The following is a 26,178-nucleotide window of genomic DNA, read 5'->3' on the forward strand; positions in this document are numbered from 1 at the left end:
GCCTTATTTCGCTCCGACCGTCACCAGGACATAGTGGTCCGGCAGGATATATTTGCGGGCAACCTCAAGGACCTTTTGCGCGTCAATTTTTTCAATTTCGCTGATATAGCGGTTGCCGTAATCCTGGCCCAGGGCGTATGTTTCGTTCAGTCCCATCTCCATGGCCTGGGCGCCATGGGTCTGCAGCCCCAGTTCATAGTTGCTGATCAGCAGGTTTTTCGCCTTGGTCAGTTCCTCCTCGCTCACCGCCTCTTCCTGGAGAAGAGAAAGCTCCTTCCAGACCGCCTTGAGGACATCGTCCTTTTTATCCGGGTTGGTGCCGATGTATATGCCGAATGAACCCGTATCAAGCCCGAACAGGGTAAAGGCGGAAAGACTGTAGGCCATGCTCTGCTTGTCGCGCAGCTCGGTGAAAAGCCGGCCGCTCTGGCCGCTTAACACGGTTTCAATAACTTCCAGCCCGTATCTGTCGGCGCTTGTCAGGGTGGCGCCGAGAAAACCAAGGATAAAGTGGATCTGCTCCTTGTCGCGCTCAACGGTGAGGATTTCCGGCACAGCCGGAGGCGAAGGGGGAAGAGACGATTCTGTTATTTCCTGAGAAGCCGTGGCCTTGCCGGGCCAGGAGCCGAAGTAACTCTGGACCAATTCGTACGCCTCCTCGGCCTTCACGGCGCCGGAGACGGCAAGCACCATTTTCTCCGGCACGGCATGGCGCTGGTAGATGCTTTTCAGCGCGCTTGGAGAAAAATTTTTGATGGCATATTCGGAACCAGCCGTGTTCAGCCCGTAGGGATGCCCCTGGAAAAGCAGGCGGTTGAATTCGCGAAAACCGAGAGAAGGAAGGGAGTCTTCCTGCTGTTTGAGCTGCGACAGCAATTCCGGCCGGATTTTTTCCGCCTCAGCCTGGTCGAATCGCGGCGTGATGACGATGTCTCTCACCAGTTTGAGCCCCTCATCAAAAAAGCGGGCGAGAAAATCCGCTTTCACGCCAAAGGTGTTTTTCCCGTTGAAGCCGGAAATGGAACCGGCCATATCAGCGATCTCAATGGCAATTTCCCTGGGAGTGAGCTTTTCTGTTCCCCGGGGCAGCAGCTCGGTGATAAAGGCGAACGCGCCGTTGGTGGCCTCGGTTTCACCGCGCAGACCGCCGGGAAAGATGGCCCGCAGGGAGACGGTGGGAACCGTGTTGTCTTCCCGAACAAGCAGGGTGATACCGTTTTTCAGCTTGAAACGGTGGACATCGTTAAGGTAGGCGTCAAGCAGCAGCGAGGGGGGAACGGCACGCTGCGCCGCTTCATCCGCCTTGGCAATGATATCGGCAAGGGCTCCGTTGTCAAGCGGGATGTCCACCGCCGACGGAACGAGACAGACGGCGGAAATGTTGCGAGGGGTAAAGTAGCGCTGGGCCACCTCCATGATATCATCGGCGCTGACCGAGCGTACCTTGGCCAGATAATCATCCTCCCGCGGATCGCCGGTGAGAAAGTCGAAAGAGCCGAGGGTGCGTGCCTGTCCCTCCGCCCGTTCCAGGTTGAAGACAAAGTCTCCTTCCAGGTTGCGTTTGATGCGGTTGAGTTCATCGTCCCCCACCCGCAGGTATTTCAGTTTGAAAAACTCTTCAAGAATCCCGGCAAGGGCGGCGCCGACATTGTCCGACTCCAGGGTGGCGGTGGCTTCGAGCAGTCCCTGGTCCTTGGGGGTAAAGGCAGCGGCGCTGACCCGGTACACCAGCCCCTTTTCGTTACGGAGCGCATTGTACAGACGCGAGGTCTCGCCCTGGCCCAGGATACTGGCAATAACATCAAGCACCGGGGTATCCGGATGGGTAAAGGGGGTAATGGGAAAGGCCAGGGCCAGGTGGCTTTGGCTGGTATCGTCCTTGAGGCAAAAAAAACGGGCGGTATCCTGGGACGGTTCCCGGGGAAGAGACGGTTCCGGGTATGAACCTTTTTCCAGGTGGCCCATTTGTTTTTTCACCGAGGCGATCACGTCGCCGAAGCGGACATCGCCCACCACCACCACGGTCAGGTTTTTCGGATGGTAATGTTTTTCCATATAGGCGAGGATGTCGTCGCGGCTGAAACCGGTGACGCTCTCCACCGTGCCGATGACCGGCAGCCGGTAGGGATGGGCGGTATAGGCGGTATTCATCAGTTCCTGGAAGAGTCTGGTCTGCGGTCTGTCGTTGCGCATGCTGATCTCTTCCAGAATGACCTTTTTCTCCCGTTCAAGCTCGTCGGCGTCAAAGGTTGAGTTGAGGACGGCATCGGTCAGCACGTCAAGGCCCCTTTCCCAGAATCTGGAGGAAAGGGTGGCATGGTAAACCGTGTATTCAAAGGAGGTGTAGGCGTTGATGCGGCCACCCACCTCTTCTATGTCTCCGGCGACCCGGCCCGGCCCCCTGGTGGGAGTCCCTTTGAAGATCATATGTTCGATCAAGTGGGTAATGCCGCCTTCATCCGCATCCTCGTAAATGCTGCCCGCCTTCACCCAGATCTGCACGGTGGCGACCTTGGTTCCCGGCGTTTCCTTGACAATGACGGTTAGATCGTTGGCAAGGGTTTCCTTGAAAAGATGCGGGGCAAGCTCTTTGGCCTCTGTTGTCTGTGTCGTCATAATAATGGCTAATAGTGTTGTCAGCAGTAAAAGAAGGGGGGTCCGTTTCATGGCATGTCCTGCGTCACGATGCAGATCTGTTTTTTACGTTAAAATAAAGAATTAATCCAGCACAAATCATGAATGCGCTTAACAGCTGGCCGCGGGTGACAACGCCGAGAAGAAAGCCGATATGGGCGTCCGGCTGGCGGAAAAATTCGACAAAAATACGGAACACACCGTACAGGATCAGGAATGCGGCCAGCATGGTGCCGTGACCCCAGCGGTGACGCTGTTTTTCTGTTTTCAGGCGCCAGAGAAGAACAAAAAGAAGGAGTCCCTCGAGCAAGGATTCATAAAGCTGGGAGGGATGACGGGGCAGGGGGCCGGCCCCGGGAAAGAGCATGGCCCAGGGAACATCGCTTACCCGCCCATACAGCTCGGCATTGATGAAGTTGCCGATCCGACCGAGTCCCAATCCGATTGGTGTTGTCACGATATAGATGTCCGCCGTCTCTAAAAAGTTCAGCCCTTTTTTGCGGCAGAAAAGATATCCGCCCAGCAGCAGTCCGAGCACCGCGCCGTGAAACGACATGCCGCCGTGCCAGGTTGCGAGTATTTCCAGCGGATGGCTCAGGTAGTACGAGGCGTTGTAAAAAAAGACATAGCCGAGCCGCCCGCCCAGCACCAGGCTGATGATGAGAATGAAATTGAGGTTTTCAAATTCAGCGGCCAGTTTGTCCAGCCGGAAGGTGTTCATCTGATGACGAACGAGGAAATAGGAAGCGGCAAAGCCGAGTACGTACATCATGCCGTACCAGCGAATCTGCAGCGGTCCCAGTTGAAAGATGACGGGATCTATGTCGGGCAGTGAAAGCATAGCACTCTTTAAACCCGAGAAATATCGCTTGTCAAGCAATTGCATGAAATGGTGTAATGGTTCTTATGAGCGGCGCGGGCTCGGGAGCAGCCGCAGCCTGGGCAAGGGGGGGCATCATGGCGGATGAATCATTAACCGTGGAACAAGTTGCATCAGCTGGTCGCCGAATATCGGGACAAGGCGGTCAGGGCGAAAGAGCTTTTCGACAGCCTGTTTGAGAACAATCACTCGGTTATGCTTCTTATTGATCCGGAAAGCGGGGCCATCAGGGATGCCAATGCAATGGCCTGCCGATATTACGGCTACAGCAAAGCACGGATGGCGGCAATGCACATCATGGACATTAATGTCCTTTCCCCGGAGCAGGTGCGCGAGGAGATGCAAAACGCCGAACTTGCACGGCGAAATTATTTCAACTTTCACCATCGGCTGGCAAATGGCGAGATTCGGGAGGTGGAGGTCTCTAGCGGCCCGATTACCATCAACAAGCAAAAGTTGTTGTATTCCATTATTCATGATATTTCCAGGCGCAGGAAAGTCGAGCGGGGAAAAGAACAGCTGATCGTCAGCCTGGAAAAGGCCCTGGCGGAAATAAAAACATTGCGCGGGATTCTGCCGATCTGCTGCTCCTGTAAAAAGATTCGCGATGACAAAGGATACTGGCGCCAGATCGAGATTTATATCAAAGAGCATTCCGGCGCGGAATTTTCCCATGGAATCTGTCCGGAATGCATCAGGAAACTCTATCCGGATTTTGATGTTGGCCGCAAGGATGATTGCGAGAAGAAATGAATTACGGGGCGGCGCGCCGAGCAGGCAATGCCATGACGACAAGGGAGTGTGATGTGGAACGAATTCCATTAACGGAACTTCAATCGCGCTGGCAGCGATGCCGCGAACTGCTGGTCCGCTTCGTCCCCCGGGCGGAAGGGATTATTGTTTTTTCCAGACTGAATATCTATTACCTGAGCGGCACCTTCGGCAACGGCATTTTCTGGTTGCCGCTTGAGGGGGAACCGGTGCTGCTTTGCCGCCGCGGGCTGGAGCGGGCGGCACTTGAATCATCCATGGCCGGAATTTTTCCTTTCAGGTCGTATAAGGACGTCGAAGGCCTTCTGGAAAACAGCGGATCCCCATTGGCGGCAAAAGTAGCCGCGGAAATGAACGGCCTTTCCTGGTCGCTGGCCGAAAGCTTCACCGGCCATCTGGGCCGGCATGAGTTTTTGCCGGGGGATAAAATCCTTGCCATGGCCAGGGGGACGAAATCAGCCTGGGAACTTGCTAAAATCCGCGAGGCAGGGGCGCGGCACGACCGATGTCTGACAAAACTGCTGCCGCCTTTGCTGCGCGAGGGACAAAGTGAACTGGAAATATCGCGCACCCTTTTTTCTTTGCTGCTTGATCAGGGCCATCATGGGATGCTGCGGATGGAGAATTACGGCGAAGAGGTTTTTCTGGGCCATATTGCGGCAGGAGACAGCGCCAACTATCCGAGCGTCTTCAATGGGCCGGTGGGGCTGCGCGGCATGCATCCATCCGTACCCCATATGGGATCGGCCGGTAAGCTGTGGGCGGCCGGCGAGGCGTTGACGATTGATATCGGTTTCATCTTTGAGGGGTATCATACCGATAAAACCCAGGTTTACTGGCTGGGAAATGCTGAAAGCATCCCCGGTCGTGTACGGGCGGCCCATGATTTTTGCATTGAAATTCAGCAGTGGATTGCCGACCTGCTCCGGCCGGGGGCTGTTCCGGCAGCGATATGGGAACAGTGCCTGGTGCGGGCGGAAAAAAGCGGCTGGGCGGAAGGGTTCATGGCGCTGGGCCGCAACAAGGTTGCTTTTGTCGGCCATGGCATCGGCCTGGCCATTGACGAGTACCCGGTGCTGGCCAGGGGATTTGATCTGCCGCTTGAAGAAGGCATGGTCCTGGCGGTGGAGCCGAAAATCGGCATCCCTGAAATCGGCATGGTCGGGGTGGAAAACACCTTTGAAGTGACCGCCGGCGGAGGCAGGTGTCTTACCGGGTCTTATTTTGACATGATTACAATACCGCCGGCCGAGGCATCATAGCCTTCCCCGCCGGAGGCATGAAGGGAGCAATGACCTGTGCGCAAATGCTGAACCGGCGATGCACCCGGCCCTGTTCGTGTTTCCTAAAACGAGGGCATCGGCATGGCGCCCCATTTATGACGGCCGGATGTCTGGATGATGGAAAGAACCCGATGATCGTGGGCATCAACGTCGATCAGCAGCATGGGGGTTCTGCGGGTGAATAATGAAAAAAGATCCTTGCCTGCCGCCAATTTTCCTTTTTCGTCCTGCACCGACACAAAAACAAAACGTTCGACGTCATAGTTTGTTTCCACGGATCCCAGGGTTTTGAAGAAATTATAGAAAATCCTGAAGAATTTCCCCAAGCCGCCGCTGAACTTATGCTGGTGCCACTCAAGAACCTCCGGAAAGCGCTCAATGATATCATCGGAGAAGCGACGGTCCTCGTCGGTGACCAGTGCCGTCAGAAAAAAATCAGCCGGGAAAATATAGGCAAGGTGTGCGGCCCTGTTTTCCCGCAGAATCGGTCCCGCCTCGGCGGAGGAGAGAATCGCCCGGTACAATTTTTTGACTTCATCAGCCGGACGTGGAAACACCGGCAGAAGGGTCATTGTGTCGGTCGTGACAAGGGGGAGCCTGCTGACGGTATACTCCCTGATTCCCATGGCCGTTCCCACGGAAAGCACAAGGACAAGGCAGTAGAGGGCGAGAATGCCGAGCCATTTCGGCTTGATCCAGCCGAGAAGCAGGGAGTGGATTCTGCCCCCCGGTTCACCCGGCAGAAACATGGGGGTCTTTTTCATGTACTCCTCATAGCCTGCCGGGGCTTCCTGCTTCATCCGCCATTCCTCATTGCGGGCAAGCAGGTAGTAGATGAAGAGCATGGTCACATACATGATGAGGATAATGAAGCGAGGCCAGTAAAGAAGAAGGCCGAATCCGGAGATGGCCAGAAAGAGATATTGCGGATGTCGTATTTTTGAGTAAAAACTCATCCGTACCACGCCTTTGTTGGTAAAGCGGCCGTAGTAAAGCGGGACTGCGGCGGAAAAGAAAAGCAGCAGGCCGACAGGCAGCAGCAGTTGCAGAGAGGAAAGGGCGACAATTGCCGGGTCATCCGGAAAGGTCATGTGCGGCAGGAAAAATTCGGTGGTCCAGCTCAGAAGCGGCGTGGATGAGAAAAAATCGAGGATCGGCCCGTAGACCGAGTAAAAATAGAGGGCAAAGGGAGATATCATAATGATGATCTCCACCCCGATGAGGATGTAGGCAATGGTCGCGGCAAGCAGAAACAGCCTGGATGTTTTTTCTTCCGCCATCAGCACTCTCCGTGTCAATGTATGGTGATTCCGCGGCCTGTCCGCCGTCCTTTTCGTGCCTGGTTGAAAAAGGATGGACAAAGGATGGGCAGCGGTTTTATTATAAAGATCTCCTTTTTGGACTTTGGTTCATGCCGAACCATAAAATGAACCCTGTCCAGCCTTCTGCATAAAGGTATCCTTTAATTTTTCCGGGAAGTACAGAAAAAAATGGCTGATTCGCCGACAACCCTGCTTCTTTTCATTGGCCCTGAACGCTCTTTATCCATGGAGACCATGCGTCCATGATACCTCCCTACCCCGATTCCGCCGAGCTTGGCCTGGCGATGCGCGACCTGCTGCACCCGCTCTTTCAGCAGTTGCCGGATGGCATATCGGAGTTTACCTTCGCCAATATCTATCTCTTTCGGGCAGCCCACGGATACCGGATCGCACGGCTTGCCGACGGGACCATCCTGCTGAGCGGATCGGACACGGGCAACCCTTTTTTCATGCTCCCCTTCGGCCTCCCGGAAACCCACACCCTGCGGGCGCTGTTTGCCGCGTTCGGGATGATGAAGTGCGTGTCGGATTCTCAGGCGACACGCTTAAAGGAAATGGGCTACAATATTTCCGAAGATCGTGATAACTTTGATTATCTTTACCTGCGCCGCGATCTGGCGGAACTGACCGGCGGCAAATTTCACAGCAAGCGGAATCTGATCAAGGCTTTTTTGAGCAATTATTCGTATGAGGGCAAGCCGTTGCTTGCGGAGTACATGCCGGATGCCCTGCGGATTCTGGAGGAGTGGCGGCAGGGGCGGGATGATGCCGGTGACTACCTTGCCGCCCGGGAGGGGCTGGAAAGGGCGGAGGAGCTGCAGTTGTGCGGCGGCATTTACTATGTTGACGATCGGCCGGTTGCCTACTCCCTGGGGGAGGAGCTGATGCGGGGCAGGAGTTTTGCCATCCATTTTGAAAAGGCGGTGGCTGAATACAAGGGACTCTGGCAGTTTGTCAACCAGGCCTTTGCTTCCATCCTGCCGGAACACTATGAAACCGTTAACCGGGAGCAGGATCTGGGGAACCCGGGATTGCGGCAGGCCAAGCTCAGCTATAAACCGGTGGATTTTGTCAAGAAGTACAGAGCGTTTGTCCCGTGAAGGCGGGCTGTGAAAAAATAATGTATTGCAAGGATGTTCTGCCAAACCATTGATTATTGCATTCCAAATGAACAAATACATGTGAGGAAGAGGTGTGTTATGAAACGAACTGCTTTGTTGATTTCTTTGTTTTTGTTGCTGGGCATGGGTTTATCCGGCTGCGGCTACAATACCATCCAGGAAAACGATGAAGGGGTGATCGCGGCCTGGGGTGACGTGGAGGCCGCCTACCAGCGGCGGGCCGATCTCATTCCCAATCTGGTGGAGGTGGTGAAGGGATATGCGGCCCATGAGCAGGAAACCCTGATCGCGGTCACCGAGGCCCGGGCCGAAGTGGGCAAGCTGCGGCTCGGCAGCGATGTGATCAATGATCAGGAGAGTTTTACCCGTTTCCAGCAGGCCCAGGGCGGGCTCAGTTCAGCCCTTTCCCGCTTGATGGTGGTGGTGGAGCGTTATCCCGACCTGAAGGCCAACCAGAATTTTCTCGACCTGCAGCATCAGCTCGAGGGCACGGAAAACAGGATCAATGTCGCCAGGGTGCGCTATAATGACGCGGTGAGGGTCTTTAACACCTCGATCCGCACCTTTCCCAGCAACCTGACCAATAATTTTCTGTTGAAGCTGCCCCGGCGGGAACCGTTCAAGGCCGAGGCTGGGGCGGAGCAAGCGCCGAAGGTCTCTTTTTAACAAATGCGCCGGTCTGGAAGGGGAAAAAGTGCACACACCTGTTGACGGCAAAAGAGGATGGACGGGGCGCATCGGGGTGCTGATGCTTTGCTGGGCCGTCCTGCTTGGCATGGCGCGGCCCGCTTTCGCCCTGGAGGTTCCTCCGTACAAGGGCTATGTCAATGATTATGCCGATATGATATCGCCGCAGGTCGAGGTGCGGCTTGAGCGGGCATTGCAGTCCTTTGACCTGACCGATTCCACCCAGATCGCCGTGTTGACCGTCCCCTCCCTGCAGGGGGATTCCCTGGAGGAATTCAGCATCAGAACGGTTGACCGCTGGCAGGTGGGGCGGAAGGGCAAGGACAACGGCGTTCTTCTTTTGGTGGCCCGCGATGAGCGCAAGGTGCGAATCGAGGTGGGCCGAGGCCTGGAGCCGGTGCTGACCGATCTGCTCAGCGGCCGCATCATTGACCGGATTATCACTCCTTCCTTCAAGGCGGGCCGTTTTGACCAGGGTTTTGAAGCGGGTCTTGCCGCGATTGTTCAGGCCACCCGCGGCGAATTCAAGGCGGAGGGCAGAAGGGTTGGTCAGGGCGAAGAGGCCTCCCCCTTTTTCAAATTCGTTGTCATGGGCTTTTTTTTCGCCGCATTTCTCGGCAATATCTGGCGTCCGCTGGGGGTGGTTGTCGGCGGGCTTCTTTTCCCCCTGGGTTTTCTCTTCGGCCTGCTGCCCTCGCTCAGCATCCTGTTTCTCCTTTTTCTGATGCCGATCGGCGCCTTGGCGGGCTGGTTGCTGCCGTTTCTTCTCAGCGGATTTTTTCGCAGCGGGCTGGTTTATTACGGCGGCGGCATGGGGGGAGGCCTCGGCGGCCGCGGCGGCGGCTTCGGGGGGTTCGGCGGGGGTGGTTTTGGCGGCGGCGGTGCGTCCGGAGGGTGGTAGAATGAAGGCTGAGACGTTTTTTTCAGAAGCGGAAAAAGAGACGATAGCCGAGGCTGTCCGCCGGGTGGAAATTAAAACATCGGGTGAAGTGGCGGTCATGGTGGTTGATGCAAGCGATTCCTATCCGGAAGGGCAGCTGTCGGCCGGGATTTTTCTGGGAGGTCTGGCCGCGCTTGGACTGACCGAGTTGTTGTGGGGAGACTCCCTGTGGATTTTTCTTTCTTTTTTTCTGCCGTCCGCCCTGGTGTGCGGTTGGCTTGTCAACTATCTGCCGGCAATCAAAAGGTTTTTTACCCCGGATGCCCGCCTGGAGGAGCAGGTGAAGGACAGGGCGCTCACCGCCTTTTATGAAAAGGGACTTTACAAAACCCGGGATGAAAGCGGAGTGCTGTTTTTCGTTTCCCTTTTTGAACACAAGGTGTGGGTTCTGGCCGACAAGGGAATCTATGCCAAGATCAGTCAGGAAACACTCCAGGAGTATGCCGCTGCCGTTGCCGCAGGCTTCAAGAGCGGCAGAGCCGCCGAGCTTCTCTGCCGGGAAATTCTGCATGTCGGGGAAATCCTTGCCGCCCATTTTCCGGTCAAGCCGGACGATGAAAACGAGCTGAACAATGAGGTTATCATCGGCTGAGGCCTCATTCGTTTTGCTGCCCATATTTTCAATGTCATTTTCTCCCGTTTCTGTTAATGGTAAGAGCCTGGTTGCCGATGACGCCGGCGCGCCATTGCCGACAACCTTGCCGAGGGACGCATTTTTATCGAAGAAACCATTAGCGTATGACCCGTGCGCAATCGGTTCACTGGTATTGCGGATAAAGAATATGGACGAGAAAAAATTACAGGCGGAGTTGCAGCAACAGGTTCGCAACAAGCTGATGCCCTTTTTTGACCGTTACGGGCTCGATTACGGCGATCTTGATTCCATCCTCAAATGGAAACCGATGGTGCTGGTGATCGGCAACTATTCCTCCGGCAAATCCACCCTGATTAACGAGATTCTCGGCCGGGAGCTGCAACGGACCGGCCAGGCCCCCACTGACGATTCATTCACCATCATCACCTCCCACGGCCGGGAGGATGGTGAGCCGGTTATTCCCGGTTCCACCCTGGTCAATGATGACACGCTGCCCTTCGCCAGGTTCAAATCCTTCGGCGAACAGTTTATTTCCCATTTCCGGCTGAAAAAGGTAACCCTGCCTTTTTTGGAAAACATGGCCATTATCGACAGTCCGGGGATGCTCGATGCGGTGACGGAAAAGGACCGCGGCTACGATTATCTCGCGGTGCTGGGTGAGTTTGCCAAGCTGGCCGATCTCGTGGTGCTCATGTTTGATCCCCATAAGGCCGGCACCATCAGCGAAACCTATACCGCCATCAGAAGCACCTTGCCGGAGACATCCGGAGAAGATCGCATCGTTTTTGTCATGAGCAGGATCGATGAATGTGATAACCTGAGCGATCTGGTGCGGTCCTACGGCACCCTGTGCTGGAACCTTTCCCAGATGACGGGGCGCAAGGACATTCCGCGAATTTTCGTGACCTATGCCGCCGGGGAAGCCGAGCCTTCGGAGATTCTTGCCGTTTGGAAGGAGGAACGGGAGGTGCTGAAAAAAAAGATCCTTTCCGCTCCGGGTTTCAGGCTCAACCATATCCTGCAGGATATTGACCGCCAGGCCAATGAGCTGCTGCTGATCAGCGAGGCCATGGATTCCTTCGGCAGACGCGGCCGGACAATACTTTATGGGCAGATCAAGCTTGCCGCCCTTGCCGCCGGTGCCGCTTTCTTTCTCACCGACTCGATTTCAAAGGCCGTGACCGGCGTCCCGGATGAACCGTTGCTGATTGCCGTCATGAACGGCACCGTCGCTGCGCAGCACTTCCTTTTCCCGCTGACCGGAGTTGCCGTAATTTGTTTCCTTACCTGGCTCTGGTTCAGCAGGTGGAGCTTCCCGCGACTGGTGAAAAGTTCTCTGGCGAATATGAATGATCTGGTTGTGCTTGACACCAGTTACAAAAAAAGTCTCTGGCTCAAGGTGGGAAAAAAGGCGGCCTCGTTGCTTTCCAGGGCGGGTCTTGGCGAACTTGGCGCCGGGCACCGGAGAAACCTGAACAAAATACGGAAGTTTATTCACCGGGATCTGCAGGAATACTATAACAAAATACGCTGATTTTCCGTGCCCGGCATGGGCAGGCGGGCTGGGTCGCCGGTTTTCGACATGGCTGAAAACCGGCGACGGCAAAGGATGCAATTAAAATGAATGAGCACTCATACATAAAAAGAAAAAATCGTTGTTTGCGTTCTTGACAAATGGGTTTTCTTCGATTAAGAAGTCTCATTTATCAGTGGAGGAAAGTTAATCTTGCTTAAAAAGTTGTGTTAAGCAAATAAGTACAATCTTCAAAAGGAGGAATAAAATGGCGACTATTGAGCATGCAGGTCATAGCTACGATGTTGATGAGGACGGCTTCCTGACCAAAGGTATGGAAGAGTGGAACGAGGGCTGGGTTGAGTACGTAAAGAGCCTTGAGGGTATCAGCGATCTGACCGACGAGCATTGGAAAGTTATCAACGCTCTTCAGGACTACTACAAGAAAAACGGTATTGCCCCGATGGTTCGTATTCTGTCCAAAACCACCGGTTACCCGCTGAAAAGAATCTACGAGCTGTTCCCGTCAGGACCTGGTAAAGGAGCCTGTAAAATGGCTGGTTTGCCGAAACCGACCGGATGTGTATGATACTGTTTTAAACAGTCTCGCACTGTTGCAGGATTTAAAGAGGAAAGCGGATGTAAAATCCGCTTTCCTCTTTTTTTTTGGAAAGAGTTCGGCATTGCCTGGGGGCTGCCCACCCTGCATCGAAAAATATGCCCCTGTCCGTGCGAGTCTTTTTAGGTTTCGCTGTTCTTTTCTTCGGGGAACGCGGTTGATTTGCCGCTTTTTTCCGACAGATATCTCCGGTGGATTATGTCCACTTGCCGCAGGTACTCTGCCGGGCTGATCCGCGCCCCCCTGATTCCCCCCCGTAAATTAATCTCGGCCAGATAGGTTTCGCCTGTTGCCGGCACCATGAGATCAAGGTGGGCATAAGGAAATTTGCCCCGCTCCATGACACGCCGGCAGAGGGTGAGCTGTTGCTCGGTCAATCGGCAGGGAGTGCTTTTTCCGCCGCAGTGCAGGTTGTTTCTGAAATTGTGCGGGTTGCTGCGGATATATGATTCCCTGTAGTCCCCCAGCATAATGACGCGGATGTCCCGGCTGTTTTCGACAAACGGCTGGACGACAAAGGGAAAGGGCAGGGAACCGAGCGAGCTGTGGCTGAAAACTTCCTCAACATCCCGCCACAGGTGGATGCCCATTCCGGCGTTTTTCCGGTCATGTTTGGTTACCAGTCGGGTGATATTGTGCCGCTGGTAGAGGTTCACCGTTTCCAGCATGTCATGCTGATCGTGAACCGCAACGGTATGGGGCAGCATCTCCGGGGCATAAACCCGGGCCTGCATGGTTTTTGAGCGACACAGGAGTTGGCTCAGGGCCGAGGGAAAAAGGAGGATGCCGCGGTCAAGCAGGTCGACAAGCAGCGATTCCTCGGTCGCTTTCAGGCGCAGGCGGCCGATGAAAACGTCTCCGGCCCGCAGATCGGCAAATTCCCGACGAATATCCAGGTTGGTGGTGTAAATACGCGGGGTATCGCCTGGCCGCATTAAAAGAGCATTTCCAGAAACCGCTGATGAAAGCGGGTCAGATCACTATTGCATTCACCGCAGAAAAAACGGATTTCACCGAGAATCTGTGATTCATCTCCGTCCTGACTGAAGCTGCAGTCGCTGTTCTGCACATAGTGGGTCGTCAGGATCACGCCATCGGCTACTTCGACGAAATCATGGTCATTGCCGCAGTTCGGGCAGGCAATTCGCACACATTTTTTATGAGGAACCTGTTTGTTTTTTTTTGTTTCAGTGTGAACATCCAATTGTTTGCCTCCATTGATGTTCTTTCGATTTTAAAATAGGCGTCCGGGTTTGTCAATCAACGAAGCCCGACTTTATAAGACCTTGGGGCGCATCGTCACCACCAGCACTCCGTCAGCGGTGTGGATATCGATCGGTTCCATGGTGACGGAAGGATCATTTGTTGCGGACTTCATAAGATATGGTTGAATGGAGTCAAATTCAACCATATATTCCTTGCCGCCGAAGGAGGTCAGCAGGGGGAAAAGGATCGCGGCGGGATTTTCCTCTTCTTTTTTGTTTGGTTCGGGAAATTTCGGGGTGATAAACAGATTTTTTTGCTGTTTGTCGAAGCGGAGAAAAAGTTCGCAGGTCACCGGCAGCCGCATGCTGCCGAGCTTCATGGAGAAATCCTGGCCCCCCAAATTCGTGTTCATGACCAGATCACGGCCCGCCACCACCCCCTGCAGGAAGATTGATTGATCCCTGACCTGAAGATTGTCCAGGGAATCGACGAAAAGATTTCCCGACATATGTCGGCTTTGGGCGTCAATGGGTATCGGCAGGGCGCCGCGGATGGTCTGCAGCAGCGTTTCCGCGGACATGGCGACCGTGATGTCCCCTTTTTCCGCCTGCGCCGGGATCATGCCGGACAGCAGGAAAAGGCAGGTAAAAAGAGCAAGGGCCAGATGAAATTTTATTCGGGTTGCGATCATGGAAAGCCTTATCACGGGTTGGTGATGAATGGGAGAGGCGGGACGTTTCTTTTGGTGAAGCGTAAAAATACAGTGCAGGAAAACTCTACCTCCCTTAAAAAAATAAGCAACGCAAAAGTGGTGTCTTTTGCACGGACCGATAAATTTTATCGCAAAGTGCCCCTGCAATGATTACACTAGGCAGCAGAAAAGGGGGAGAATGGAAGGGACTCTGAATCATGAATGAAACACATCAAATTTTTTGACGGACAAAAAATATGGCTGAAATACGCAGTACTTTGGAAATGGTGCTTGAACGGGCCGCCCGCCTGGAGGCGGAGGCCTCATCCGCGAAATTCAGCGGTGAAGAAAAAGAAAAAGAGGGAATGCGTCTTGCCGCTTCCTACATGCGCGGCGAGGAGGTTGATCTTGTTGCGGCCTTGGCCGATGCGGAGAACGAGGCCTTGACTCACATAAGGAAGGGCATGGTTGCCGCCCTGTTGCGTAATATCTTTTTGCCGCGTGATGCCGCGGAACAGGCCAATGCGAACAAAGCCATGCAGGGGCTTATGGCCCTGGCAAGCGGAGTTGCAGAGCTGGCGCCGGTTTTTCCGGAAATGAAATCCATTTTGGATCGCTATCAGTCCCATAAGGACCAACTCAAGGCGCAACTTGAGGAACAGTTCGCCCAGCAGATGGCCATGATGGAAAAGACACTGGCGCAGCAGACCGGCATGAAGATGAAGCTCCAGCCTTCCCAGCATCCCAAATTCGCCGAGGAATGGCAGCGGATTAAGGTGGAATTGAATGAACAGTACGGACGGGCCGTCAGCCAGTATAAGGAATACATCGGCAAATTGCTTTCCGCCTGATGCCCTTGCCGCACGGCAGGCGCAACTTGTGCTGGAAAAAGATGCCGACGCAGTGGCGGTCAACTGGAGCGAGCTGGAAGAGCTGGTGCGGCAATGGGGCGAGGGGTTTGGAGCAGGCCGTCTGACCCCTTTGCCCCCGGCAAAGGACCGCATGACGGTGAAGCTCGTCCTGTCCGCGCCTGATATTCTTGCCGCGGTGCAGGCGCTGTATCACGGCCTTTATGACAGAAAAGTAAATTTCAGCCTGTCAATGGACTGAGCAGGAAATGCACGGATCATAGGCCCGCACCAGCATTTCGGCGAGCAGCTTGATCTCGTTGTCTTTTTTGCCTTGGGAGGCGGCCTGCCGGGCCAGTTCGATCAAATCATAATGGATATTGGCGTTGTTCTGGCTGGTGGGAATAACGCAGTCCGCCTTGATAATTTTCCCCTCTTCATCAAATTCATAAAAGTGGTACAGGATGCCCCGCGGCACCTCCACCGCCCCCACTCCCCGTCCCTCCCTCGGCAGGACGGGCTGCCGAGGTTCCTGTCGGCTTGCGTCCAGCAGCTCTTCGAGCAAAGCGATCGAGTCGTACACCACGTGCACGCACTCCACCAGCTGGGCGATATTGTTCATGAAGGGATTGTGATTGATCGGCGTGAGCCGGAAGGCGTCCGCTGTTTCCCTGGCCTTCGGGTGTAGCAGGGAAAAATTGTTGTTGACCCTGGCCAGTGCCCCCACCGCAAATGACCCCCGGGACAGCCTGCTCCATTTCGAGGTTGAATGGTCGACCACATATTCATTGGTCATCAGCCGGTAATCCGCTTCCTTGGCGACTACTCCGTCGCTTGACAGCAGGTTGCCGCCGAGAAAGGGATAGCGGTTTTCCCCCTGCAGCGAGACAAATTCCGTTTCCCGGCTGAACGCGGGCAGGCTGAAGGTCTGAAAAAGGCGCGCTGTTGCGGCGAGATCGGCAACAGCGGCCTCAAGGCGTGATTTGAGACCGGCAAGCTGTGATTTTTCCGGCAGCATGGTAAAGCCGCCCACCACGGTGCGGGTGGGATGCAGCCGGCGTCCGCCGATAAGATCGCAGGCGTCGTTGGCCAGAAGTTTCAGGCGGGTGGCCCGCTGCACCACCTCCGGGTGGCTCTCAATCAAAGGCAGAACGCTGCCCAGGCCGAGAAAGTCGGGGGCAACGAGAAAATAAAGATGCAGCAGATGGCTTTGCAGGGTTTCCATGTGTTTGAGCAGGAGCCGCAACGCGTCTGTCTGCCGGTCCGGGACAATCCCGAAGGCGTTTTCAACCGCCCGGATGCTTGCCAGGGTGTGACCGATGGAGCAGATGCCGCAGATCCTGCCGCAGATATAGGGGGCGTTTTCCCATGCCTTGCCGACCAGCATGGCCTCAAAGAAGCGGGGCGTCTCGACCACGTCCCAGCCGGCCTCTTCCACCCGGCCGTCCTTGATCCTGATGCGGATATTGCCGTGTCCTTCAACCCTGGTCAGGTGATTGACTTTGATGTTGCAGGTCAGTTTCATTGTTTCCTCGAAAAATCAGGTGCCTTGTTTCAACTCGCGGACATGGGCGGAAAAGCCGCCGAAACACTCCAGCCGGTCAATCATCTGTTGCCGGGAAAAACCGTGCTCTTTCATGATTTGCGCGAGCCGGCCGACATTGGCCTCTTCCGCCGGTCCCCTGCAGCCCCAGCAGCCGAGCCGGTTGCCGGGGCACCAGGCGTCGCATCCCGCCCTGGTGACCGGCCCCAGGCAGGGCTCGCCCAGGTCAAAGAGGCAGATATTGTGGTTGGCCTTGCACTCCATGCAGACCGGGTATTTCGGCTGGTGAACGGCCTTGCCCAGGACAAAATTGGTGACGATCTTTTCCACTTCTTCTTTTTTTATCGGGCAGCCGTAAATATGCAGATCAACCGGGACAATGGCGGACAGGGGCTGCACCGGCCGGGTGTCGACGGGGTTGTCGCCGTACACCTCTTTTTTCACCCAGTCCAGGTCGTCAAAGCGGTTTTTGAGCTGATTGACGCCGCCGAAACAGGCGCATGAGCCCACCGCCACCAGGGTTTTCGCCTGGGCGCGAATCTTTTTCAGCATCTCCTCCTCGTCCGCCCGGCTGATGCTGCCCTCGACAAAGGCGATTTCGTAGACATCGCTTTGCTCGCTCATGGCCTCGCGGAAATTGACGATCTCCAGCAGGCCGAGAAAATCAAGAAGACTCGCCTCGTTGTTGAGCATCTGCAGCTGGCAGCCCTCGCAGGAGGTGAATTCGAAAAATGCGGCCCTGGGCTTTCTGATCGGAACACCTAAATAGGTACGGTCGCCTTGCATCAGATAGCCTCTTTCAGATTCATTACCGACCAGTAATCAAACACCGGTCCTTCAATGCAGGTGTAAGTGGAACCGATGTTGCACCGGCAGCATTTTCCCCTGCCGCAGTGCATTCGTCTCTCCAGGGAAACAAAAATTTTCTGCATGGGAAGCTGGGCGCCGATCAGCATGTCGCAGACGAATTTGAACATGACCGGCGGGCCGCAGACTATGGCGTAGCTGTTTTTGCTCAAGTTGGGGGTTGTGGCGATCCGTTTTTCGAGGATCGAGGTAATGCGGCCCACCGGCCCTTGCCAGGAAGCATCCGGCTCGTCAACGATGATGCTCAGGTTGATGTCAAACTGGCGCCACATGTCGTATTGATAGGTAAAAAGCAGCTCCGAGGGATTGCGGGCGCCGTAAATAACATCGATCCTGCCGTAATGACTGCGGTTTTCCAGGACGGCAAAAAGCGGTGCCCGCAGGGGCACAAGGCCGAGACCGCCGGCGATCAGCAGGATATCATGGCCGTGCATCTGTTCCAGGGGAAAGCAGGTACCGAAAGGGCCGCTGATCCCCACCCTGGTGCCGCGGGGAACCAGGGTGAGAAAATCGGTGAGGTTGCCGACGTTTCTGATGCACAGCTCGATATCGCCGTGGCGGATGGGCGAGGAAGAGATGGAAAAGGGGGCTTCGCCGATACCGGGCAGTTCGAGCATGACAAACTGTCCCGGCTTGAAGGAAAACCTGCTCCGCTCTTCCGGATCAACGATCTGGATCTGATACAGTTTTTCGCTTTTGGTCAACGGATAAACATTGGTGATTTCCGCCTGGTAGCTGTACTCGAAGCTGGTCAGGTCTTCCCGGCGGAAATAATTTTTCTTGCCGGCAAGCACGTCGACAAAGGGCAGTCTATCCATGATGTTCTCCATTGCCGCGCACGCTGGCGATTACCTCGGGCACCGTGATGCCGGCCAGGCACGACTCGCCGCAGCGGCCGCAGCCGACGCAGAGGGATTCCTCAAAGGCCTCCACGAATCCCCGGTGTTTGTGGTAGTAACGGTACTTCAGCCGGACATAGCTTTCCGGCCGGAAATTGTGGCCGCCCGCCACTTCGGCGAAATCAATCAGGTTGCAGGAGTGGAGATGCCTGGTCTTGACGGCACCCACCAGATCAAGATCGACGTTTTCTTCAATGCCGTAACAATAGCAGGTGGGGCAGACGCCGGCGCAGGTTCCGCAGGAAAGACATTTGTCGCCCCATTCTTTCCAGACGTCGGCCTGGAATTCCAGATCCAGGATCTTGGTCAGGTCGGTGGTGTCCACCCGGCAGGTGAAACGGCGGATCTTTTCCTGATGCACCTCAAGGAAGCGCTGGTGGTCGTTTTTTTTCGGCTCCCGGCCCGACAGGGCCTTCATGCACTCAAAGGCCCGGGCGGAGAGGATCTCGGCAAAATAGTCGTCACCCAGGTCGGTGAGGAACATGTCAAAGCCGTGCAGGGCGCTGTCCGTACCCATGGAACGGCAGAAGCAGAAGGGCTGGGGGGTGGTGCAGTGGATACCGATAATGAACATGTTTTTTCGTTTTGCCGTATAAAAAGGGTCCGGATAGAGATTGCCGGACAAGACCTTGTCCAGCTTGTTCAAGGCGTTGATGTCGCAGGCGTGCAGACCGAAATAGACAATCGGTTTGTAGGCGTTGAGGTCGATGTTTTTCCGCCAGCGGTCATGCTGCAGGGTGAAGGTGCAGAGGTTTTCCGTGGGAGGAAGCACGAACCGCTTGAGTGAATGGATGGTGGCGGGAAAATCGAGGCGTAATTCCTTGAAATCATAGATGAAATCAAAATCAAAGAGGGTGTTGCCGTTTTTGTCGGTACCCTTTTCCCGTGGTCCCACCACATGGTTGACGGCAAGGATATCGTACAGATTTTCCAGCTCATTTTTGGCAAAAACCCTGAAAATCATGCTTTTTCCCCCACGCGCAAAAAATTGGAAAACACCATAAAAAAAGTATGTTCATACCACATGACAAATGTCCAGTGGTTATTTTCTGAAAAAATTGCTAATGAGGAATGAATGTCTGGGCGGAACGTGACGACGATCAGAATGATGTTTCTCAGCAAACAAGGTGGAAACCATATGGAAAAATTAAGCAGATTGCGGAATTTGCTCACGAGACGAAAAATCGATGCACTGCTGGTCAGCCAGCCGGAGAACAGGCGATATCTCAGCGGCTACAGTACAACCGACAGCTCCATTGCCGAGTCAAGCGGCGTGCTCCTGGTGCCGCGACGGGGCACGCCGTTTCTGTTTACGGATTCGCGTTTTGAACTGCATGCCCGGGGAGAGGCAATTGGATTTGAGGTTGTTCTCTATTCAAAAGGATTGCTTGGCCTGCTCAAAAAAATGCTGCCGGATCTCGGCATCAAGCGGCTTGGTTTTGAGAGCCATGCCGTGCTCTATTCCAGCGCAAGCAAATTGCTTGATATGACAGGCAGGATGGGGATCGAGGCACTGCCCGTCGTCGGCCTGGTGGAAAAAATGCGGGTGCGCAAAACAAGGGAAGAAATCGATAAAATAGAAAAATCGGTGCAGCTGAATGAAGCGGTTTTCCAGGAAGTTTTTGCCACGCTGCGCGCAGGACAAACGGAGCGGGAGGTCGCCATGCGGTTGGAAAACGCCATGCGCGCCAACGGGGCGGAACGACCGAGTTTCGAGACGATAGTGGCCGGCGGTCCCAACGGCGCCCTGCCCCATGCCGTGCCCGGTCCCCGCCCCCTGCGGCAAGGAGAGCCGATCGTCATTGACATGGGACTGATCCTGGATGGCTACTGTTCCGATATGACTCGCACCGTGGTGCTGGGAACCCCGGACGAAAAGACGGTGGCGCTGTTTCGCATCGTGCGGCAGGCCCAGCTTGCCGCGACCAGTGCCATACGGGCCGGGATAACCGGCAAGGAGGCGGATCGGGCGGCGCGGGATGTCATCCGCCGGGCAGGCCTGGGGGAGAATTTCGGCCACGGACTGGGCCACGGAGTCGGTCTTGCCGTGCACGAGGCGCCGTCGCTGAACCGGCGAAACGGCAGAAAACTGCACACCGGCATGATCATCACCATTGAACCGGGGGTCTATCTGCCCGGCTGGGGCGGCATCCGTCTGGAAAACATGGGGGTGGTGGAGGATGACGGCTGCCGGGTCCTCAACCGCGATACCACCATGCTCGATTTGTGAGGGTTGAACTTTCTTTCCGCCATTGACGAAAAGTAAAACAATGCGGTAGGGTGGACCATGCGGGAAATATAAAGGACGCTTCGCTCCCGGCGCGCGTCAAAGCAGGGTGCGGAGCGGCGGCGGAAAACGTCGACAAGGTGACGTCCCGACCTCTTGCCCAGCCTCCATGGAGAATGAGTATGTTCCGGAAACTGCTGCTGTTTTTTTTGCTGGCGTTTTTTTTCGGGACCTCCATCGCCTGCCGTCAGGAAGCGGAACCCCGGGGGCCGCAATTCGGTACAAAGCCGCAATCCACGAAACTGCCGGTTTATCATTTCACGGTGCATCCCCTCCATAATCCGGCCAAACTCATCCAGGCGTATCAGCCGCTGATGGACCATCTGAACGGTCGTCTGCATGGCATGCGCCTTGATCTTGAAACCTCGCGGGATTACGCCGAATTCGAAGAAAAATACCGAACCCGCAAACCCGAATTTCTCCTTCCCAATCCCTGGCAGACCCTGCAGGCCATGAAAGCCGGCTACCGCGTCATCGCCATGGCCGGAGAGCCCCATGATTTCAAGGGAATCTTCGTGGTCCGCCGGGACAGCGGTCTGACCAGACCAGCCGATCTGAAGGGCAAGGCGGTGAGCTATCCCTCGCCCACCGCCCTGGCTGCCTGCATCATGCCCCAGTACTTTCTCCACCGCCATGGCCTTCACGTCACGGTCGACATTGACAATCGGTACGTCGGCTCCCAGGAGTCGTCCATCATGAATGTCTATCTCGGGCTGAGCGCCGCCGGCGCGACCTGGCCGCCGCCCTGGCGGGCATTCCAAAAGGAACATCCGCACGAGGCCGCGGAATTGCAGCCTGTCTGGGAAACGGAATCACTGGTCAACAATTCGGTCATGGTGCGCAACGACATCCCGTTCCAGGTTGGGGAAGACCTCCGCGTCCTTCTTCTTGAACTTGACGAAACCGAAGAGGGAAAGGCGATCCTGGCCGGCATGGAAACGACTCGATTTCTGGCCGCCGCGGACCGGGATTACGACGTGGTGGCCCGTTTCGTTTCCCTTTTTGAAAGAGAAGTCCGGCCGGTGGAGAAACGATGATGCGGAGATTGTTTGCCTTTCTGTTCAACACGCTCCGCGGACGGCTCATTGTCGGGGTGGCGGCAGTGCATGCCGTCATGATGGCCCTTTTCATCGTCGACCTCACGGCGCGTCAGCGCAGCATGCTCCTGGAGCAGCAGATCAAGGAGGCCACCGTCTTGTCCCATACCCTGGCCGTTTCCGCCGCCGGCTGGCTTGCCTCCGCCGACATCGCCGGTCTGCAGGAGATTGTCGAGGCCCAGCTCCGGTATCCGGAAATTCTCTTCGTTATTCTGGCGGATGAAGAAGGTCGTGTGCTGGCCTGCAATGACAGGTCCCGACAGGGACTTTATCTGCAGGATCTGCCCCGGGAAATCCGCCAGACGGTGATTGCCGGGGTCCCGGCCCTGGTTGATGTCGCCACTCCTGCCCTGGTGGCGGACCGCCATGTCGGTTGGGTTCGGGTCGGCATCGGTCAGAAGGCGGCGGGCCGCAAACTTGCGGCAATCGTCCGCAGCGGAATTTTTTATGCCCTGACGGCAATTTGTATCGGATCGCTCATTGCCTGGTTCATGGGGCTGCGCCTCACCCGCAGGCTTTATGCCGTGCAGGAGACAATCGCCGCGGTGCGCGGGGGAAACCGCCTGGCCCGCACCACCCTTGCCGGCAGCGACGAGGCGGCGGTCATGGCGCGTGAATTCAATCACATGCTGGATGTGATCGCGGAAAAGGAAGCCGCATTACGGGAAAAAACGGAGGAACTCGATCATTACTTCACCGATGCCCTGGATCTCTTGTGCATTGCCGACATTGACGGCCGTTTTCTCCGTTTGAACCCCGCGTGGGAGGAAACTCTCGGTATTCCCGTGGCCGAACTCGAAGGGCGGCTTTTGCTTGATTTTGTCCATGCCGATGACCTGGAGCCGACCCTACAGGCGCTTGCCGAGCTTGCCGGGCAAAAGGAGGTATTGAACTTCATCAACCGCTACCGCCACAGGAACGGTGCGTACCGCTGGATGGAATGGCGGGCATTTCCGTCGGGCCGGCGCATTTATGCGGTGGCGCGGGACATCACCGCCCGCCGGCGGGCCGAGGAGGAGCTGCGCAATCTGAACCGCGAACTGCAGGCCATCAGCAACTGCAACCAGATCCTCATGCGGGCCGAGGATGAACAGCAGCTGCTTAACGATATCTGCCGTATTATCTGCGAGGAAGCCGGCTACACCATGGCCTGGGTCGGCTATGCCGAGGACGATGAAGCGAAAACCATCCGCCCCGTTGCCCGGGCCGGCGCTGAAGCAGGCTATCTCGACGAGACGATCTTCTCCTGGGCCGACACGGAGCAGGGGCGCGGCCCCAGCGGAACAGCAATACGCGAGGGGACAATCATCCATGTGCAGGAGATGGCAACCGACCCCCGCATGGCTGTGTGGCGGGCGAGTGCCTTACGGCGCGGTTATCACTCCAGTATCGCCGTGCCGCTTAGAAATGAGGAGGAAAAGGTTTTCGGGGTTTTGAATATATATGCCGCGACGTCCGGCGCCTTCCGGTCGCAAGAGATACGGTTGCTGGAAGAACTGGCCGGCGATCTGGCCTTCGGCATCGGCGTGCTGCGCGCCCGTATCGCCCGGAAAGAGGCGGAACAGCGGATTGCCCTCCTGGGCTTTGCCCTGGACAGCGTGCATGAGGCGGCCTTTCTCATCGATGCACAGGCACGCTTCCACTATGTCAATGAAGAGTCGTGTCGTATCCTGGAATATCGCCGTGACGAGCTGCTTCGCCTGGGCGTTTCCGAGGTTGACCCGGATTTTCCGGCGGCGCGCTGGCAGAACCACTGGCAGGAGCTGAAAACCCGGGGCTCGTTTACCTTTGAAGGCCGCCATCAGGCGCGGGATGGGCGGATTTTTCCCGTTGAGGTCAATGCCAATTATTTTGAATATGACGGCCGGGCCTACAACCTGGCCCTGGTGCGGGAAATCAGCGCGCGCAAACAGGCGGAGCAGGAACGGCTGGACCATCTTCGTTTTTTTGAAAGCATGGACCGGATCACCCGCATTCTGCAGGGGACAAACGATCTTGAACGGATGCTGGGCGACGTGCTCGATACGGCGCTGGATCTCTTTGACTGTGACCGGGCCTGGCTGCTGCATCCGTGTGACCCGGAAGCGCCTTCCCTGCGCGTCGTCATGGAACAGACCCGGCCCAGGTACCCGGGCGCCCTGGGCCTTGCCGCCGATATCCCCATGGAACCGGACATGGCGGATGCGTTGCGGATGGCCCTGGCCGCCCCCGGGCCGATCTGTTTCGGTGCGGGGGCGGAGTATCCGATGCCGGGCCGCGGCACCGAACGTTTCGGCATCCAAGCCGCCATCCACCTGGCAGTGCAACCGAAATTCGGTGCGCCTTGGATGTTCGGGCTTCACCAGTGCTCCCGCCCGCGCATCTGGACCGCGGGAGAGAGGCAGCTCTTCCATGAGATCGGCAACAGACTGACCGACAGCCTGACCAGCCTGCTCGCTTACCGCAATCTGCAAGACAGCGAGAACAAACTGGCCGAGGCCCAGCGTATCGCCCATATCGGCAGCTGGGAACTCGATTTGCCCGCAAACCGCCTTGTCTGGTCGGATGAGCTGTTCCGTATCTTCGAGATCGACCGGAACCGCTTTGCCGCCTCCTACGAGGCCTTCCTGCAAGTCGTCCACCCCGATGATCGTGATGCGGTGAACCAGGCCTACAGAACATCGGTGGCGCACCGCACCCCCTATTCCATCGAACATCGCCTGCTGCTTGCCGACGGCCGGGTGAAATATGTCCATGAGCGATGTGAAACCTATTGCGACGGAGAAGGCAAACCCCTGCGTTCCGTCGGCACAGCGCAGGACATCACCGAACGAAAGCAGGCGGAGGCCTTGCTTCGGCAAAGTGAAGAGTTCACCCGCATTGTGCTCGACACGGTGGATGAGGGGTTTATCGTGGTCAGTCGGGATTACCGGATTCTTTCCGCCAATAAGGCATTCTGCGCGATGGTGCGGGCATCCGAGGACGAGGTGATCGGTCGGCAGTGCCATACGGTTGTCCCCTGGGTCGATCAGCCCTGTTTTGAGACGGGGGAGGAGTGCCCGGTGAAGAGGGCCTTTGCCGCCGGTACGCCGCATTTTGCCACGCATGAGCATGCCAATGCTGACGGAACAAAGCAGTTTGTCGACTTGAAATCCTTCCCGGTCTTTGACGAGGCCGGGCAAGTGGTGTCGGTCATTGAAACCTTCAACGACGTGACGGAAAAACGAAAGCTGGAAGAACAGTTTCGCCAGGCCCAGAAAATGGAGGCGGTGGGCCGTCTGGCCGGCGGGGTAGCCCACGATTTCAATAACATGGTGGGGGTGATCATGGGACATGCGGAACTGTCCCTGTTGCAGATCGATCCGGCGCACCCGCTGCACGCCAATCTACGGATGATCCTCAAGGCCGCCGGTCGTTCCGCCGGCCTGACTCGGCAATTGCTGGCCTTTGCCCGCAAGCAGACCGTGGCCCCTCGGATTCTTGACCTGAACGCGACCATGGAGGGGATGCTCAAAATCCTGCGCCGCCTCATCGGCGAGGATGTCAATCTCGCCTGGCTGCCGGGCAAGGCGCTCTGGCCGGTGCGGATTGATCCCTCCCAGATCGACCAGATTCTGGCAAACCTCTGCGTCAATGCCCGTGATGCCATTGGCGGCGTCGGGAAAATAACCATCGAAACGAACAATGCGATCATTGACGAGGCGTCGTGCTCCGACCATCCGGACGCGCAACCCGGCCAGTATGTGCTGCTGGCGGTGAGTGACAACGGTTGCGGCATGGACCGGCAAACCATCGACAAAATTTTTGAACCGTTTTTTACCACCAAGGAGCTGGGTAAGGGCACGGGCCTTGGACTGGCCACGGTCTATGGCATCGTCAAACAGAATAACGGCTTCATCTCCGTCGTGAGCCGGCCCGGGCAGGGTTCAACCTTCAAGATTTATCTGCCCCGTCACGCCGGGGCGGGAGAGATACGGGAAGAAATCGTTCCACTGCCGGTGGCGAAGGGGCATGAAACCATCCTGCTGGCCGAGGATGAGGCGGAAATTCTCGAGATGGTGCAAAAGGTGCTTGAAAGCCTCGGCTATCAGGTGCTGGTTGCGGCAACCCCGGGTGAAGCTCTCCGTATCGCCGGGGAACACCAGGGGGAAATCCACCTGCTCATGACCGACGTGGTCATGCCCGAGATGAACGGCCGGGAACTGGCGCAGAATCTTATGGCTCTCCGGCCGGGAGTCAGATGCCTGTTCATGTCCGGCTATACGGGAGACGTCATCCTGCATCACGGCGTGGCGGACGAAGGGGCGCATTTCATCCAGAAACCGTTTTCAATCCAGGCCTTGGGCACCAAGGTGCGTGAGGTGCTGGACAGGACGAACGGGACATGACAGAGCAG

Annotated in this window: 23 protein-coding genes; 13 read left to right on the plus strand and 10 right to left on the minus strand. The window is 56.3% G+C overall.

Annotated features, from left to right (window positions below; genetic code table 11):
- Positions 1 to 3 precede the first annotated feature (3 nt).
- Together BM485_17550 and BM485_17555 are read right to left on the minus strand one after the other, a co-directional pair.
- Positions 4 to 2,667, minus strand: coding sequence for a peptidase M16 (locus BM485_17550; protein ID OKY73625.1), 2,664 nt, complete (start codon positions 2,665 to 2,667; stop codon positions 4 to 6).
- A 13-nt stretch (positions 2,668 to 2,680) separates the two neighbouring features.
- A complete protein-coding gene (locus BM485_17555; protein ID OKY73626.1) occupies positions 2,681 to 3,475 on the minus strand; it encodes a prolipoprotein diacylglyceryl transferase in 795 nt (264 codons plus the stop codon).
- Between the two features lie 147 nt (positions 3,476 to 3,622).
- On the opposite strand from BM485_17555, the gene BM485_17560 reads away from it, so the two are divergent.
- Both BM485_17560 and BM485_17565 read left to right on the plus strand, forming a co-directional pair.
- Positions 3,623 to 4,267 carry a hypothetical protein gene (locus BM485_17560; GenBank protein ID OKY73627.1) on the plus strand — a complete coding sequence of 215 codons (645 nt, stop codon included), beginning with the start codon at positions 3,623 to 3,625 and terminating at the stop codon, positions 4,265 to 4,267.
- A 32-nt stretch (positions 4,268 to 4,299) separates the two neighbouring features.
- The gene (locus tag BM485_17565; protein ID OKY73725.1) at positions 4,300 to 5,547 is read left to right on the plus strand and encodes a peptidase M24; all 1,248 of its coding nucleotides are present in this window, start codon (positions 4,300 to 4,302) and stop codon (positions 5,545 to 5,547) included.
- Positions 5,548 to 5,630: 83 nt separating this feature from the next.
- Here the strand turns inward: BM485_17565 and BM485_17570 are convergent, their stop codons facing one another.
- Positions 5,631 to 6,848 carry a hypothetical protein gene (locus tag BM485_17570; GenBank protein ID OKY73628.1) on the minus strand — a complete coding sequence of 406 codons (1,218 nt, stop codon included), beginning with the start codon at positions 6,846 to 6,848 and terminating at the stop codon, positions 5,631 to 5,633.
- A gap of 284 nt (positions 6,849 to 7,132) precedes the next feature.
- On the opposite strand from BM485_17570, the gene BM485_17575 reads away from it, so the two are divergent.
- From BM485_17575 to BM485_17600, 6 genes are all read left to right on the plus strand, one after another.
- Complete coding sequence (locus tag BM485_17575; GenBank protein ID OKY73629.1) at positions 7,133 to 7,990, plus strand: ABC transporter permease; 858 nt, start codon at positions 7,133 to 7,135, stop codon at positions 7,988 to 7,990.
- 99 nt (positions 7,991 to 8,089) lie between these two features.
- On the plus strand, positions 8,090 to 8,677 hold the full coding sequence (locus BM485_17580; GenBank protein ID OKY73630.1) for a hypothetical protein: 588 nt from the start codon (positions 8,090 to 8,092) through the stop codon (positions 8,675 to 8,677).
- 76 nt (positions 8,678 to 8,753) lie between these two features.
- A complete protein-coding gene (locus BM485_17585) occupies positions 8,754 to 9,599 on the plus strand; it encodes a hypothetical protein (GenBank protein OKY73726.1) in 846 nt (281 codons plus the stop codon).
- A gap of 1 nt (position 9,600) precedes the next feature.
- Entirely contained in the window at positions 9,601 to 10,230 is a 630-nt protein-coding gene (locus BM485_17590) for a hypothetical protein (protein OKY73631.1), read from the plus strand.
- A gap of 190 nt (positions 10,231 to 10,420) precedes the next feature.
- Positions 10,421 to 11,767, plus strand: coding sequence for a dynamin family protein (locus BM485_17595; GenBank protein OKY73632.1), 1,347 nt, complete (start codon positions 10,421 to 10,423; stop codon positions 11,765 to 11,767).
- 247 nt (positions 11,768 to 12,014) lie between these two features.
- The gene (locus tag BM485_17600; GenBank protein ID OKY73633.1) at positions 12,015 to 12,335 is read left to right on the plus strand and encodes a sulfite reductase; all 321 of its coding nucleotides are present in this window, start codon (positions 12,015 to 12,017) and stop codon (positions 12,333 to 12,335) included.
- Between the two features lie 152 nt (positions 12,336 to 12,487).
- On the opposite strand, the gene BM485_17605 is transcribed toward BM485_17600, so the two are convergent.
- The 3 genes from BM485_17605 to BM485_17615 all read right to left on the minus strand — a co-directional run bounded on the left by BM485_17605 (position 12,488) and on the right by BM485_17615 (position 14,262).
- Positions 12,488 to 13,300 carry a hypothetical protein gene (locus BM485_17605; GenBank protein ID OKY73634.1) on the minus strand — a complete coding sequence of 271 codons (813 nt, stop codon included), beginning with the start codon at positions 13,298 to 13,300 and terminating at the stop codon, positions 12,488 to 12,490.
- Entirely contained in the window at positions 13,300 to 13,515 is a 216-nt protein-coding gene (locus BM485_17610) for a hypothetical protein (protein ID OKY73727.1), read from the minus strand. Before BM485_17610 ends, BM485_17605 begins: the two co-directional genes overlap by 1 nt.
- Before the next feature lie 126 nt (positions 13,516 to 13,641).
- On the minus strand, positions 13,642 to 14,262 hold the full coding sequence (locus BM485_17615; GenBank protein ID OKY73635.1) for a hypothetical protein: 621 nt from the start codon (positions 14,260 to 14,262) through the stop codon (positions 13,642 to 13,644).
- Positions 14,263 to 14,519: 257 nt separating this feature from the next.
- Here BM485_17615 and BM485_17620 point away from each other — a divergent pair, with 257 nt between their 5' ends.
- Both BM485_17620 and BM485_17625 read left to right on the plus strand, forming a co-directional pair.
- Positions 14,520 to 15,113 carry a hypothetical protein gene (locus BM485_17620; GenBank protein OKY73636.1) on the plus strand — a complete coding sequence of 198 codons (594 nt, stop codon included), beginning with the start codon at positions 14,520 to 14,522 and terminating at the stop codon, positions 15,111 to 15,113.
- Between the two features lie 28 nt (positions 15,114 to 15,141).
- Positions 15,142 to 15,372 carry a hypothetical protein gene (locus BM485_17625; GenBank protein ID OKY73637.1) on the plus strand — a complete coding sequence of 77 codons (231 nt, stop codon included), beginning with the start codon at positions 15,142 to 15,144 and terminating at the stop codon, positions 15,370 to 15,372.
- Here the strand turns inward: BM485_17625 and BM485_17630 are convergent.
- Genes BM485_17630 through BM485_17645 form a run of 4 tightly spaced genes read right to left on the minus strand, consistent with a single transcriptional unit; the run spans position 15,361 to position 19,383 of the window.
- Positions 15,361 to 16,635, minus strand: coding sequence for a hydrogenase (locus tag BM485_17630; protein OKY73638.1), 1,275 nt, complete (start codon positions 16,633 to 16,635; stop codon positions 15,361 to 15,363). The genes BM485_17625 and BM485_17630 overlap by 12 nt on opposite strands.
- 15 nt (positions 16,636 to 16,650) lie before the next feature.
- Positions 16,651 to 17,439: an NADH:ubiquinone oxidoreductase gene (locus tag BM485_17635; protein ID OKY73639.1), complete on the minus strand. Its 789-nt coding sequence runs from the start codon at positions 17,437 to 17,439 to the stop codon at positions 16,651 to 16,653.
- Positions 17,439 to 18,275 (minus strand): oxidoreductase, encoded by an 837-nt coding sequence (locus BM485_17640; protein ID OKY73728.1) that lies wholly within the window; start codon positions 18,273 to 18,275, stop codon positions 17,439 to 17,441. The genes BM485_17635 and BM485_17640 overlap by 1 nt, the downstream gene beginning before the upstream one ends.
- A 55-nt stretch (positions 18,276 to 18,330) precedes the next feature.
- On the minus strand, positions 18,331 to 19,383 hold the full coding sequence (locus BM485_17645; GenBank protein OKY73640.1) for a hypothetical protein: 1,053 nt from the start codon (positions 19,381 to 19,383) through the stop codon (positions 18,331 to 18,333).
- Positions 19,384 to 19,524: 141 nt separating this feature from the next.
- Between BM485_17645 and BM485_17650 the strand changes: the two genes are divergently transcribed.
- The 3 genes from BM485_17650 to BM485_17660 all read left to right on the plus strand — a co-directional run bounded on the left by BM485_17650 (position 19,525) and on the right by BM485_17660 (position 26,170).
- The gene (locus BM485_17650; protein ID OKY73641.1) at positions 19,525 to 20,649 is read left to right on the plus strand and encodes a peptidase M24; all 1,125 of its coding nucleotides are present in this window, start codon (positions 19,525 to 19,527) and stop codon (positions 20,647 to 20,649) included.
- 179 nt (positions 20,650 to 20,828) lie between these two features.
- Positions 20,829 to 21,743, plus strand: a complete 915-nt coding sequence (locus BM485_17655) for a phosphonate ABC transporter substrate-binding protein (protein OKY73642.1) — start codon at positions 20,829 to 20,831, stop codon at positions 21,741 to 21,743.
- On the plus strand, positions 21,740 to 26,170 hold the full coding sequence (locus BM485_17660) for a hypothetical protein (GenBank protein OKY73643.1): 4,431 nt from the start codon (positions 21,740 to 21,742) through the stop codon (positions 26,168 to 26,170). The genes BM485_17655 and BM485_17660 overlap by 4 nt, the downstream gene beginning before the upstream one ends.
- The last annotated feature ends 8 nt before the right edge of the window (positions 26,171 to 26,178 follow it).

The sequence above is a fragment of the Desulfobulbaceae bacterium DB1 genome (assembly GCA_001914235.1).
Lineage (GTDB): Bacteria > Desulfobacterota > Desulfobulbia > Desulfobulbales > SURF-16 > DB1.